General features: G+C 71.2%; 16 protein-coding genes and 2 pseudogenes. 9 read left to right on the plus strand and 9 right to left on the minus strand.

Annotation, left to right across the window (positions count from 1 at the left end):
- From ACLQ24_RS25790 to ACLQ24_RS25800, 3 genes are all read left to right on the plus strand, one after another.
- Positions 1-248 (plus strand): hypothetical protein (locus ACLQ24_RS25790; RefSeq protein ID WP_425894291.1); only part of this gene is annotated, 248 nt, incomplete at its 5' end.
- Between the two features lie 145 nt (positions 249-393).
- Positions 394-735: a DivIVA domain-containing protein gene (locus ACLQ24_RS25795; RefSeq protein WP_425894306.1), complete on the plus strand. Its 342-nt coding sequence runs from the start codon at positions 394-396 to the stop codon at positions 733-735.
- On the plus strand, positions 732-983 hold the full coding sequence (locus ACLQ24_RS25800; RefSeq protein ID WP_425894292.1) for a hypothetical protein: 252 nt from the start codon (positions 732-734) through the stop codon (positions 981-983). Before ACLQ24_RS25795 ends, ACLQ24_RS25800 begins: the two co-directional genes overlap by 4 nt.
- Before the next feature lie 47 nt (positions 984-1,030).
- Here ACLQ24_RS25800 and ACLQ24_RS25805 read toward each other — a convergent pair whose 3' ends face one another.
- From ACLQ24_RS25805 to ACLQ24_RS25830, 6 genes are all read right to left on the minus strand, one after another.
- Positions 1,031-1,288 carry a hypothetical protein gene (locus tag ACLQ24_RS25805; protein ID WP_425894293.1) on the minus strand — a complete coding sequence of 86 codons (258 nt, stop codon included), beginning with the start codon at positions 1,286-1,288 and terminating at the stop codon, positions 1,031-1,033.
- A gap of 226 nt (positions 1,289-1,514) precedes the next feature.
- The gene (locus ACLQ24_RS25810) at positions 1,515-1,709 is read right to left on the minus strand and encodes a DUF4926 domain-containing protein (protein WP_425894294.1); all 195 of its coding nucleotides are present in this window, start codon (positions 1,707-1,709) and stop codon (positions 1,515-1,517) included.
- Positions 1,710-1,787: 78 nt separating this feature from the next.
- Positions 1,788-2,126 (minus strand): hypothetical protein, encoded by a 339-nt coding sequence (locus ACLQ24_RS25815; RefSeq protein ID WP_425894295.1) that lies wholly within the window; start codon positions 2,124-2,126, stop codon positions 1,788-1,790.
- Positions 2,127-2,176: 50 nt separating this feature from the next.
- Entirely contained in the window at positions 2,177-3,490 is a 1,314-nt protein-coding gene (locus ACLQ24_RS25820) for a WXG100 family type VII secretion target (RefSeq protein ID WP_425894296.1), read from the minus strand.
- The gene (locus ACLQ24_RS25825) at positions 3,487-3,807 is read right to left on the minus strand and encodes a type VII secretion target (RefSeq protein ID WP_425894297.1); all 321 of its coding nucleotides are present in this window, start codon (positions 3,805-3,807) and stop codon (positions 3,487-3,489) included. Before ACLQ24_RS25825 ends, ACLQ24_RS25820 begins: the two co-directional genes overlap by 4 nt.
- On the minus strand, positions 3,794-4,369 hold the full coding sequence (locus ACLQ24_RS25830) for a YbaB/EbfC family DNA-binding protein (RefSeq protein WP_425894298.1): 576 nt from the start codon (positions 4,367-4,369) through the stop codon (positions 3,794-3,796). Before ACLQ24_RS25830 ends, ACLQ24_RS25825 begins: the two co-directional genes overlap by 14 nt.
- Here ACLQ24_RS25830 and ACLQ24_RS25835 point away from each other — a divergent pair.
- The 5 genes and pseudogenes from ACLQ24_RS25835 to ACLQ24_RS25855 all read left to right on the plus strand — a co-directional run bounded on the left by ACLQ24_RS25835 (position 4,359) and on the right by ACLQ24_RS25855 (position 8,214).
- A pseudogene (locus ACLQ24_RS25835) lies at positions 4,359-5,896 on the plus strand (Na+/H+ antiporter NhaA). The gene ACLQ24_RS25830 and the pseudogene ACLQ24_RS25835 overlap by 11 nt on opposite strands.
- A 63-nt stretch (positions 5,897-5,959) precedes the next feature.
- Positions 5,960-6,946, plus strand: coding sequence for a LuxR C-terminal-related transcriptional regulator (locus ACLQ24_RS25840; RefSeq protein ID WP_425894299.1), 987 nt, complete (start codon positions 5,960-5,962; stop codon positions 6,944-6,946).
- Positions 6,947-7,123: 177 nt separating this feature from the next.
- A complete protein-coding gene (locus ACLQ24_RS25845) occupies positions 7,124-7,507 on the plus strand; it encodes a hypothetical protein (protein ID WP_425894300.1) in 384 nt (127 codons plus the stop codon).
- A gap of 70 nt (positions 7,508-7,577) precedes the next feature.
- Positions 7,578-7,736: a hypothetical protein gene (locus ACLQ24_RS25850; RefSeq protein ID WP_425894301.1), complete on the plus strand. Its 159-nt coding sequence runs from the start codon at positions 7,578-7,580 to the stop codon at positions 7,734-7,736.
- 163 nt (positions 7,737-7,899) lie between these two features.
- Positions 7,900-8,214: a gamma-glutamyltransferase gene (locus tag ACLQ24_RS25855; RefSeq protein WP_425894302.1), complete on the plus strand. Its 315-nt coding sequence runs from the start codon at positions 7,900-7,902 to the stop codon at positions 8,212-8,214.
- A gap of 12 nt (positions 8,215-8,226) precedes the next feature.
- Here the strand turns inward: ACLQ24_RS25855 and ACLQ24_RS25860 are convergent.
- Together ACLQ24_RS25860 and ACLQ24_RS25865 are read right to left on the minus strand one after the other, a co-directional pair.
- Positions 8,227-8,364 (minus strand): annotated as a pseudogene (locus tag ACLQ24_RS25860) (response regulator transcription factor); the annotation flags it as partial.
- 55 nt (positions 8,365-8,419) lie between these two features.
- Positions 8,420-9,667, minus strand: a complete 1,248-nt coding sequence (locus tag ACLQ24_RS25865) for an MFS transporter (RefSeq protein WP_425894303.1) — start codon at positions 9,665-9,667, stop codon at positions 8,420-8,422.
- 67 nt (positions 9,668-9,734) lie between these two features.
- On the opposite strand from ACLQ24_RS25865, the gene ACLQ24_RS25870 reads away from it, so the two are divergent.
- On the plus strand, positions 9,735-10,634 hold the full coding sequence (locus tag ACLQ24_RS25870) for a LysR family transcriptional regulator (protein WP_425894304.1): 900 nt from the start codon (positions 9,735-9,737) through the stop codon (positions 10,632-10,634).
- A gap of 37 nt (positions 10,635-10,671) precedes the next feature.
- Here ACLQ24_RS25870 and ACLQ24_RS25875 read toward each other — a convergent pair whose 3' ends face one another.
- The gene (locus ACLQ24_RS25875; protein WP_425894305.1) at positions 10,672-12,201 is read right to left on the minus strand and encodes a TROVE domain-containing protein; all 1,530 of its coding nucleotides are present in this window, start codon (positions 12,199-12,201) and stop codon (positions 10,672-10,674) included.
- Positions 12,202-12,347: the final 146 nt, after the last annotated feature.

Genomic DNA, 12,347 nt, shown 5'->3' on the forward strand with positions numbered 1-12,347 from the left:
CTCGACGTCCTCAAACAGCTGTTCACCACCGGGCCGTGGTTGCCTCAAACGGCTACCTCAAGCTGAATACGTACGCCGAGCCGACCCAGATCACCACCGGCACCGGCTCGGGCAAGACGGAGTCGTTCCTGATCCCGCAGCGCACGTCCGTTTTGGAGTTGGCGCTTGACCTCGATGATGGTGTAGCCGACTTCGATGTCGATGCGCCCACTGCCGGCCGGCGCCTCGAGATTGATGTCGAGGTGTGAGTCGGCGAGACCGAAGTCGGCGTGACCTGCTCCTGCAACTCCTACGGGTTTCAGCAAAGAAAGTCAATGCACAACAGCGAAATTGCGGTCTGGAACGTTGCCTTCTGGCTGCGGATTATCGCAGGCTGAACCCAGTGCGGCGATCCTGAACGGCCGCCGTGCCCGAGCGCACCCTCGCCCCTTTGCGTCAGGAAGGCAGGTAGACACGAACGCCAAGAACGAGCGACCGAGGGCGGCGAGCGGTGGTGGCGCCGATCGCTCCGGCGCGTACACCAGCTTGCTGCCGTGGCAGGTGCGTGAGCGCCGCTTCGCGCCGGCCGGGCTCGGACGTCGCGGTCTGAACCCCGACGACGTGTACGCCTTCCTCGACCGGATCGCCGTCGACATGGCCGCCGTCTACGCGGCCCTCGCCCAGAGCCGCCGCGAGACCGCCCGGATCAAGGGCGAGCTGAGCCGCCGGCAGACGGCGCAGGACCAGCCCCGATGAGCCAGCGATACGTCATCCACCTGCCCGTCGTCGCCACCGACCTGCCCACCGCGCAACGCCTGGCCCGGGTCATCGGCCGCTGGATGCTGGCGCTGCCGATGGCCGACCCGGGGGAGACCACCGTCTCCGAGGAGGACCAGCAATTCCTGCGCCACCGGGTCTTCTGCGACCTGCGGCTGCCCGGCAGCCGACGCTGCCTCCTGCGCGACGGCCACGACGGCGAGTGCTCCCGCCGCCTGCGCCGGTGAGCGGCACCGGCCGCCACCGGTTGAGCGCCGCTGGCGGCCAGGAGTGATCAGTACGTGAAGCTCCAGAGGAAGTAGAACCCGGGTGCGTTGGGACCGTACTGGCGGTACTCGCAGTAGTGCCAGCTCCACTGGCCGGTCTGGACACCCTCGTTGCCATAGCTGTTGCAGAACTGACCGTCGTAGTAGACGCCGCGGAGCGTGCCGCCCTGCGGGTCGGCTGCCGCCGGGGCGGCGCCGGCCCCAACCAGTCCACCGAGTGCGAGCGTCGCCGCCACCGCCAGCGTCGCCCATCTGCGTCCTCGCATGGAGTCTCCTTCTGTCACCGTCCACAGTGCACGTACTCCGTGCCGAATCGAGACCGTGGCATCGAAGTTTGCGAAAATAATGCTATCCGTTGGTGCGGCCTCCGCAGTACGGGCCGAACGGGTGGCGCAAGAGTGTGGTCGAATCCGGGCCGGTCTGCCGTCGGGTCGAGGAGCGATTTCCGGGTGACGAGCAACAGCCCGCACCGGGGGTGGTCCGCCCGAACGGCTACTCGCCTCGGCGAATTACCTGGTCGGCTCTGAGCGTGACCATGGCGACCGTACGGCCATCGGCATCGGCGAACTCGACCTCGTACGCAGCCGGGGTGCCGCCGAAGATATGAGCGACCGTCCCCACTGTCCCGGCAGGCAGTTCTTCCCCCCGAATGGCTTCTCGGAGCTCGACCACGTCGTACAGCTCCAACGTGTCCTCCCTCCTTTAGCGGAAGCGAGATGGTCACCACCCATGCGTCGGTGTGGATCTGCATTTAGGGGGGCGCTGTCAGTGGTATCCGAGGATCCGTGTCGCCTCCTCGCCGGCCAGCTGGAGCTGATCTCCTCGGAGAGCGGGCACGCGATAATCATTGCCCCGCACTGTCGCCAGGAATTCCGTGGGTAGTTGCACCCGGTATGTGGCCAGGTAGAAGCGCAGGTCGTCGCGCCACAACCACTCGCCATCCGTCAGCACGGATGCGCCCCCGACAAGGTGTCGGCCGCTCCCGAGGACGTCGATCTCCGCGCCCATGACGTCGATGAGGCCATGGCCATGGCGTAGATAGTCTTCGACCTGGACGGCGTCGGGCAGCGGCGTCGCGTTGACGTGCGCGTGGATGCTCTCCACGTACACCTCGGTCTGGTTGGGCCCTAGTTCTCGAAAGAACCCCACAGGCTTCATCGCTGCCCTCTCGCTCGTGGTACGAAGAGCTCCCAGGAGCCGCCGCTTTCGACGACTGGCGGTTGAGGCTCTGCGGCCCATCGCTGGGTCCCCACCCGAGCCGTTGGCGCGAGCACGCTGACCCCGAGTTCGTCGGCGACCTGTTGACCGAGTGGTACCGCGTCGACGTCAGGCTTGACGGTGCCGGCATAGCAGGAGACCAAACGGAGAGGGCCGCCGTCATAGGCGGGATTTTCCCGAACCGCAGCGGCGATCTGAGCCGCGTTGGTGGCGTTTCCGTCCATGTGCGCTCCGTCTGCTGAAACCTTGCCCGGGACAAAGTATCCCTGGTCGGTGCCGTGCACGATGACGTCATGGTGCCCATCCAGGGGTCGCACCTTGTCAAAGTTCCGCATCGTCAAGTCGTCGTAGCCGATGCCCGTCGAGTGATCGGAGTGGTAGACCGGGTCACCAGCGGAGAGGTAGGAATCGGGTGTCCGTTCTGGCGGAAGCGGCCGGGTTCTCGGGTCGGCCCAGTCGCGTCGCTGTCCCATCCGGTCAGCCGGCCCGAGCCGAGTGAGTCGCCCCAGCGCCTGCTTGAGCTTCTCGATGAGGTCGCCGAGCCGGCGTACCTCCGGGATCAGCCGTCGCAGGCTGGCCAGCAGTGCGCGAAGCAACCGCGCGATCCGCGCCCCCCACGACGCGACCAGCGTCGTGACCTGCTCCACGACCAGCGGTGTGGCCAGTCCGGCGGTGATGACGAGTTCGCCCGCGTACGTGATGAGGCGGGACACGCAGGTGGCGATGGCGTCGCGGACCAGGAGCCGGACGGCGGCCACCAAACCGGCGGCGCCTTCGGTGCTCGCGGCCATGGTGTCGGCGCCCTGGGCGAGGCCGGTGATGGCCTGCTGTTGTTCGGCGGCCCAGGTGCGGTAGGCGGGGCCGGCGCTGCCGCCCCAGCCGGCGACGTCGTCGCGGACGGCACGGGTCAGCTCGGCTGCGTCCTCGCGGAGCGCGGCGGCGACGTTGCGCCAGGTCTGGCCGTGTGCGGTGATCTGCGCTGGGTCGCCGGCGAGCCAGTCGAGCGCCTCACTGAGCGGTTTGACGTGTTCGATGAGCCAGGCGATTCCGTACTGGAGCAGGGCGCCGACCGGGTCGGAGACGAAGGCGAGGGCGTCGAGGCCGGCGCTCACGACACCGAGGCTGCCGTCGATCCAACTGCCGCTGCGAATGCCCTGCGCGATGAGTTCGATGTCCTCGCAGATCCACACGCCCGCCCAGGCGCTGGGCGGGGTGTCCGCTGCGGCGGCGACGAGCGGGTTGGACGTCACGGGCGCTGCCGCACCCCGTCGAGCAGGTGCTTGGCATGGGCGTCGGCGTCTCGGTACTGGTCGGCGCTGGTCCGCAGCTTGCCGGCGGTGTCCCGCACCGACGCGGCGGCGGCGCCGATGCCATCGACCAGGGTCCGCTGGAGGCCGTCGAGCAGTGCCGGCATCAGCGCGCAGAGCTGCCCGTAGGCCTCGGTGCCCAACCGGGCGTGCTGACCTGCCTGTTGGATGCTGTCGAGGCTGCCGGCGCAGCGATCGAGGCGTACGGCGTGGCTGGTCAGGTCGTCCGGGTCGACCTGGATGCCCTCACCGCCGGGCATCGTTCGGCCCCTGCTCGTGGCCCAGCCGATTGCGATAGGAGTCGATGATGGCCCGGGCGCTCGCGTCGTCGCCGAGGGACTCCGCGGTTACGTCGGCGACCTGCCGCAGCAGGTCGCTGCGCGCGGCTCTCGTGGTGTCCACGATCTGCTGGGCGGTGCGTGCCGCGGGTTGTTGCCGGGTGCTCTCGTCGAGCCACAGGTCGATCAGCAGGCCAGCCGAGTCGACGGTGACCAGGACCGTCCGATCATGGGTGTGGGCGGTGCCGGTCAGCTCCTGCATCCGCGTCGACAGCGTCTTCGCCCGTTCGGCCCGTTCGGCGAGCGACGACTCCCACTCGTCGAGCCGGCGCCCCGCCGCGTCGAGCGCAGCGTCGTCCGCCCACATGCTGACCCTCCCCAGGGGACCACCGCCGGCCGCCGCCAGCGAGATCACCGGTACGCTACCAACCGGTGGCGTTCCGTGCATGCCCTGATGTCGGACCGGCCAGGAGACGTTCGCCTCGTGCCCAAATCCGCGCCAGGAGACGATCAGTCCGAAGAAGATTGCCTCCGTGACGAGCAACAACGCACACCGGGGGTGGTCCGCCCGGACCGCCTGGCAGGGGCGTTTCAACGCTCCGCTGCGCGCGTTCCTGCATACCGAGACCGGTGGCGCGCGGGTGGTGCTGATCGCGGCGGTGGTGGCCCCGGCCTGGGCCAACCTGCGCCCGTCGTCGTACGAGTCGGTGTGGCGCACCACCCTGTCGGTCCGGCTCGGCGACTGGCCCGTGTCGCACGACCTGCGTACTTGGGTCAACAGCGGCCTCATGACGATCTTCTTCCTGGTCGCCGGGCTGGAGCTGCGCCGCGAGTTCGACATCGGCGAACTGCGCGGGCGGCGTCGGCTGGCGTTGCCGATGTTGGCCGGGTTCGGCGGCATGCTCCTGCCGGTCGGGATCTACCTGGCGATCAACGCCGGGCGCCCGACCGCGGCGGGCTGGGGCGCGGTCATGGCCACGGACACGGCCCTCGCGCTCGGCGCGCTGGCCGTCATCGGGCCGCGCTTCTCGGACCGGCTCCGCGCCTTCCTGCTGACGGTCGCGGTCGTCGACGATCTGGTGGCCATCGCGGTGCTGGTGATCGCCTACCCGGCGCGCTCCTCGTCGACCGCGCTCCTCGCCGACCGCGCTGCTCGTCGCGGCCCTGATCTTCGCCGTCGTGGTGCTCGTGGGGGCTGCGGCACGGCCGGTTCTACGCGCTGCTCGGCGTGGCGGCCTGGGTCGCGGTGTCGGAGTCCGGCATCGACCCGGTCGTGGTGGGCCTGCTGATGGGCCTGCTGACCTACGCCTACGACCCGGGCCGCCAGGACCTGCAGTGGGCGAGCCACCAGTTCCGCCTCTTCCGGGAGCAGCCCACACCGCAGCTCGCCCGGATGGCGTAGGCCGGGCTCACCGCCGCGCTGTCACCGAACGAGCGACTACAGAGCCTCTACCACCCGTGGGCGAGCTACGTGATCGTGCCGCTGTTCGCGCTGGCGAACGCCGGGATCGTCATCGACGGCGAGCTGCTGGGCCGGGCCGTGACGTCTCCGGTCACGCTCGGCGTGGTGGCGGCGTACGTCGTCGGCAAGCGCCTCCGTCCTCACCTGGCTGCTGTTCCGCATCGTCGCCCAACCCTCGCCGACGCGGCGCGCGCGGGCGCTGCTCGGCATGGCCACGGGGATCGTCGACCTGTCCACCCGCACGCGCAGCTCGCCGCCGAGGCCGCCGAGGCGGCGGGCGAGCAGGGCGCGTTCTGGGAGATGCACGACCTGCTGCTCGCCCACCAGGACGTGCTGCGCTACTCCGCGCAGCTCGGCCTGGAGCTCGACCCGTTCCGGGAGCACATGGCCAAGCGCATGGGCGTCGACCGGATCGCCGAGGACGTCGAGTCGGCCGACCTGAGCGGCGTCACCGGCACCCCGACCTTCTTCGTCAACGGCCAGCGCCACCACGGGGCGTACGACATCGCCGCGCTCAAGGCGGCGGCGAAGTCGGCGTTCACGAGCGCGCGGCTGCAACCCGAGTACCGTCGCGAGCCCGGTCAGCGCGGGGACCCGTCCGCGAACTGATCGTGATCCATGCGCTCCGACCTGCGTAAACTGTCGCCACAAGGGCGCTCTACGATCGCCGGCATGCGGACCTGTCCCCTCGCCGTGTCGCCCGCCCTCGACGTGGAATCGCTCCCGCTCACGGCGGACGCCGTGGACGTCTACCAGGATCTCCTGCGGGTGGCGCCGGTGGCGCAGCGGGACTTCCTGTCCACCGCGTCGCCGCAGACCGCGCGAGCGCTGGCGGGCCTGCTGAGCCGCGGCGCCGTGCATTGCGACGCCGCCGGCGTGCTGCACGTCCGGCCACCGCGTACCGCCCTGGAGAACTGGGCCGCGCTGCGGGAGATAGAGGCCGCCCGGGCGCGTGCCGCCGCCGAGACGCTGTCCGGGCTCTACACCGCGGTGCACGGCGCGGGCGCAGCGTTCGTCGAGGTCATCGAGGGCAAGGACGCCGTCCGCGAGCTGTTCCGCCAGTTGCAGGCCGGCGCCCGCGCCGAGGTGCGGGGTCTGGAACGCGGGCCGTACCTGCGCGACACCACGCGGGTCCCGGAGGAGGTGCAGTACGACGCGTTGCGCCGCGGCCGACGCTACCGCTGCGTGTACGAGGGTGAGCTGTTGCACGACGAGGCGATGCTGGCGGCGGTGCGTGCCGCGGTCGCCGCCGGTGAGCAGGCGCGCGTCTTCCCGGAGCTGCCACTGAAGATGGTGCTCGTCGACGCCGACCGTGGCCTGGTCGTCCTCCCGCGTGCCGGCGGTGACGAGGCGGACGCGATGCTGGTGCACCGCTCGCGGCTGCTGGAGGGGCTGTCCGAGCTGTTCGAGGTGTTCTGGCGGCTCGGCGCGCCGATCCACGCCACCGCCGACACCGCCGAACCGGACGCCGAGCCGACGGTGGCCACCCAGCGGCTGCTCGCGCTGCTCACCGCAGGCCTGACCGACGAGGCGATCGCCCGTGACCTGGGCGTCAGCAACCGTACGGTGCATCGCCGGGTCAGTCGCCTCCAGGAGTTGCTCGGCGCGCGCAGCCGGTTCCAGCTCGGTGTGCAGGCCGCTCGTCGCGGCTGGTTGTGACTGGCCGGATCCCGCCATGGCCGGTCTTCGTCATCGCGGGACCGCGGCGGCGAAACACTCCTGGGCCAGGGTGAGGGCCGTTCGATCATCTGCTCCACGAGAGGATGGGACGATGCCCCATCCCACGACCGGGTCGCGCCACCCACGCCGCGTGCGCCGGCCGGCCGCCCTGTCGCCGTGACCCTGGTCGCCGCGGCCCTGACCAGTGGCGCGGCCGGCACCGCGGCCAGCGCGGCCACGGCCGCCGAGCCGGACACCGCCGCCCTGGCCGCGTCCCTCGCCACCCAGCGGCTCACCTGGGAGCCGTGCGGGCTGGCCGACGTCAGCCCGGAGGACGAGGCGCAGCTACGCCTGTCCTGCGCGACGGTCACCGTGCCGCGCGACTGGCACAACCCCCGCGACGGCAGGGCGGTCCAGGTCCGGATCGGTCCACCGCCGCGTCCGGCAGCAACCGTGCGGGCATCCTGCTGGTCAACCCGGGTGGACCCGGCGGCAGTGGCCTGTCGCTGGCGCCGTACGTGGCGCGGTCCGCGCCCGCCCTCGCCGAGCGGTACGACGTGATCGGCCCTCGGTCTACGCCTACCTGCTGGACGGCCGGCTGCCCGCCGAGACGTACACGGGCTGCCAGGCGGTGCCGTTGCCGGGTGAGAGCGCGGTGTTCGAGGTGGGCGGCAAGCTGACCGGCAAGGGGACGGTGCGTACCCGCCTGATCACCGACGACATGCGGGAGGCGAACCGCATGCTCAAGCGGATGCTGCGCACCGAGCCGGGACCGTCGTACCCGGAGTGATCGAGCGGCCTAGCATTGCGCGCTGGGAGACGGCCGCCGACGGCAGCCTCCCAGCGCCACCCGGGCCCCCGGCGCGACGACCGCCACCGGTATCCACGCCCAGGTCGAGGCGCTGACGCTCGCGTTCGCCGACCGCGAGGCGTGGTACGGCGACAGCGCCGAGGTGCCCGCCACGGTGCTGCTGGACCCGGCGGTCGGCGGCCAGCACCTCCAGCAGGCCATCGACGCGCCCGCCTGGCACAGCCTCAGCGCGCCGTCGTCGTTCTATCCCCGCGACTTCGAGCCGGGCGTGCTGCTGGTGGAGGACCGGCTCGACGCCGCCGTGGTGACGGCCCTACGGGCGTACGGGCGCGAGGTGCGGCTCGCCGACTCGTGGAGCCTGGGCCGGCTCTGCGCCGTGTCCCGGGACCCGGCCACGGGGGTGCTGGCCGCCGGGGCGAACCCGAGGGGCATGCAGGGCTACGCGTGCGGGCGGTAGGAGACGTCGGTCTCAGGCGCCGCGCGCGAACAGCGCGAGGCGTACCCGGCTGGGGCTGTCGGTCTTGGTCATGAGGCTCGTGATGTGGGTCTTGACGGTGGTGACGCCGATGTGGAGGCGCTCGGCGATCTCGGTGTTCGACAGGCCCTCGGTGGTCCGACCACGGTGACCTGGTGGCCGGGGGCCGTGCCGGCCCCCGGCCAGGTCAGCGGTTGGCGGTGCTGCGGCGGAACAGGGCCGTCACGCCGGCGAGGAGGACGAGCAGCAGGCCGGTGAACCAGTTCATGGCCGTGATCGTGCTGACGGCGCGCGTGGCGACACCGATGCCGAGGGCCGGCAGGCTCATCCCGAGGTAGGCGATGAGGAACAGCCCCGCCAATGCCTCGCCGCGCCGGGCGGGCACGGCCATCGCCGCGACCGTGCCGACGGCGGCCTTGAACAGCACGCCGGCACCGACACCGGCGACCACACCGCCGAGCAGGAACGCGGTCAGGCTGGCGGTGTGCATCCCCACCAGCACGACGGGCACGCCGACAGTCTGCGCCAACAACCCGAGCCGTACCTTCGCCGGGGCGGGGAGCCGGGTGGTGAGGCTCTGCGCCACGGCCGCGCCGCCGAACACGGCGAACACGACCGCTCCGGCCAGCGCCCGCGACGGCAGGTGCAGCGTGCCGGCGACGAAGCCCGGCGCCACGGAGGTGAACAGGCCGAACACCGCGAACGACGCGAACCCGGCGGCGGTCGCCGCCACATAGCCGGCGGCGTCGCCGTGGTCGGCGCTGATCCGCTGCGGCCGGTAAGCCGGCTTCACCAGCCGCTCCCGCACGGTCTCCGGCGTCACCGCGACCGCCACGAGGCTGACGGCCAGCAGCACGGCGAACACCAGGTACGGGGTACGCAGCGGCGCGTGGACGTACTGGGCGAGGACGCCCGCGACCAGCGCCCCGACGCCGAGACCGCCGATGTTGGCGGCGGTGGAGACCACCTCGAAGCGCTGCCGGGACGCGTCCGGGCGGTGCGCCGCGTGCAGCTCCTGAAGGTACGCGGTGGCGGTCGCGGTGATCATGCCGATGCCCAGCCCGCTCACCAGGCGGGCGACCAGCAGCACCGGCAGGGACGTGTCGCCGAGGAACAGCGCGGCGGAGACCAACTCCAGCGCCAGCGCCGGAATGAGGATCTTCTTGCGGCCGACCCAGTCCGACACGTGCCCGGCGAGCAGGAGGCTGATCACCACGCCGACCGCGTACGCCGCGAACACGATCGTGACCATGAACGTGGAGAAGCCGTCGCGGGCCATGTAGAGCGGGTAGAGCGGAGACGGCACGGTGCAGAACGCCATCGCGGTGAGGAACGCCAGGGCGATCGCCCAGAAACCACGGCCGTGGCGGGACGATCCTTCGGTACGGCCAGCCGTGGCGACGGGCTGGCGGGAGGGCAGGGTCGTTGACGACATGACCCCACTGTCACCCCACACGATCATCACGTCCAACGAAAGTTGACGCTAGCTACCATCGCGATAGGTGATACTTGGCGGCGTGGAACTGCGCCAACTCGAGTACTTCGTCGCGGTGGCCGAGGAGCAGAACTTCACCCGCGCCGCTGCCCGCCTGCACGTCGTCCAGTCCGCCGTCTCCGCAGCCGTCAAGACCCTGGAACGTGAGCTGGGCGCAGCGCTGCTGGACCGCAACTCCAAGCGCGTACTCCTCACCGACGCCGGCCTCGCGCTGCTACCCCGCGCCCGGATCGCCCTGGACGCGGCCCGCGACGCCCGCGACGCCGTCGCCGAGGTGCACAGCGGCCTCCGTGGCACCCTGCGGATCGGCACGATGACCTCGATCAGGCTCCTGCACCTGCCGGCCCTGCTCGGCGAGTTCCACCGCCGGCACCCCGGGGTGCTGCTGCACACCAGCGTCGCGCCGTCCGGCTCCCAGGGACTCATCGACGCGCTCACCGAGCGTCGGCTCGACCTCGCGTTCGTCTCGCTGCCCGGCGCGCCACCGGCGGAGATCCACCTCACCGAGCTGGCCCGCTCGGTCATCGACCTCGTCGTGTCCGACGATCATCCACTCGCCTCCCGTACTGCGGTGCCGCTGCGCGACCTCGCCGGCCTCGACTTCATCGACTCCCCGATCGGGTACGGCAACCGCTCGGTGACCGACCGGGCGTTCGCCACCGCCGGCCTGTCCCGGCGCGTCACCATCGAGATCCCCGACATCGCCACCGGCGCCGACCACGTGCGGCACGGCCTCGGCATCGCGCTGCTGCCCCGCTTCGTCGTCGCCGACGCCGAGGGTGTCCGCACGCTGACCGTCACCGACGCCGACCTGGACTGGACGGCGTCGCTGGCAACCCCGGTGGACCGCCCGCTCGGCGCCGCCGCCCGCGCCCTCATCGACCTGACCAGCGAGTTCCTGCCCTGATCCGGGCTGCGGGGCACACGCGGCCCCGCAGCGCGGATCAGAAGGGCCACTGCTCGTCGGCTCCGGCCTCGATCAGTGGGATCATCGCGAACGCGGCGTCGGACAGTCCGCCGAAGGTGTGTCGTCTCGTCGCCGTCGTCGTGTGCCCGACCCGGTATCCGGCCAGGTTCCAGGTGTACACGGGCACCTCTGCCGGCACCGACGCGACGACATCTGCCGACCCGTGCCAGTGCGCCTGCTCGTCGGTCAGGATGATCAGCCGGTCGTGTGTGCCGACGTGCTCCCGCACCGCGGTCTCGGTGTCGGTGCCCCTGCCGATGAGGTAGCCGCCGTCCTCGAACCGCCGCACCGCCGTGAGGACCGACTCACCCGCCACCGCGGGAAACACCATGCTGTGATCGGAGAACGACACCACCGTTGCCGCCCGCGCGCGAGCGGCCAGCGCGAGACCGAACACCGTGGCGGCGTCCCAGCAGCGCAGCGCGCCGTCCTTGCTGAACGCGCTCTGCATCGAGCCGGACGTGTCGATGAGGATCAGCGTCCGCCCGTCCAGGGCGGGAACGTTCGCGAGGGCGTGCTGCAATCCCTTCTCCAACGGGTACGCCCAGCGCAGGCTCGGTGCCGCGTTGTACGCCGACAGGAAGCGCATCGGCAGCACCCGCGAACCCGCCACCTGCGCCGGATCGGCGAGCCTGGCCGCCACGGTCTCGGCGACGGCGTCGCTGACTCCGGCCTGGTCGAAGTTGCGCAGGTTACGCAGCAGCGCCAGGTAGCCCATCGTCGGGATGACGGACTCCCATGCTGCCGCGTCCATCGCCCGCTGTCGCCAGCCGGCCAGGGACTCCCACGTCATACCCGCCTCGTCCAACACGGCCCGGTCGACGACCTCCCCGCGCTGCTCGACCGGCATCGCCATGAGCGCGTCCCGCGCCCTGAGCATCCGCAGGGACTCCGGGACCGGATTGTCCCGGTGGTGCCGCCGATCCAGCGCGTGCCGGAACAGGTCACCCTGTCGCTCGTCCCTGGCGGTGGGGTGGGTCAGGTCGATGACGTCACCGAAGCGCACCTGACGGCCGACGGAGTCGTACTTGAGCAGGCTCCGCTCGGTGTAGAGCCGGACCGTCGCGTCGGCGATGCCCCGCTTCACCGGCTTGGGCAGTGCCCGGCCGTGACGAGCCAGCCAGTACGCGAGCGCCTCACCCGGCTCGTCGGCACGCTGCAACGCCGCGTCGACAACCGCGCGCGAACCCGGTATGCCGGCCGCCACCTGGGCGCGGGCGCCCTCAAGGGCCGCGACCACTGACGCCGAGCGCATCATCGCGCCGCTCCGGAGCCACGGCACGAACCGGCCGAACCAGTCGGGATCAGCGACGGCCACGGTGGCGACCAGGTCCCGGAAACGGGCGTCCCGATCGGTGGAGCCCTCGTAGAAGGCCGCCTCGCCAACCATGTTCGAGACACCGAACAGGAACAGTTCGAGGCGCGGCTCACGGACGAAGCCGGGCGCGCCCTCGGCGGTCACCGGCCGCTGCCGGCTCGGGCGCTGCTTGAGGTTGAACTTGGCCATGACGTCCCCCACGTCGGTCGGCCGAGAAGGCGCCACCACCACGCACACCCGAGATCAGAGTCGGCCACGGACTAGGCCGTGTCTTGTGGATCAGGTTTCGCGGGCGAGGTCGCGGAGCCAGATCTTGATGGTGGCGATGTCGATGG

Source organism: Micromonospora sp. DT4 (assembly GCF_049841675.1).
Taxonomy (GTDB): domain Bacteria; phylum Actinomycetota; class Actinomycetes; order Mycobacteriales; family Micromonosporaceae; genus Micromonospora.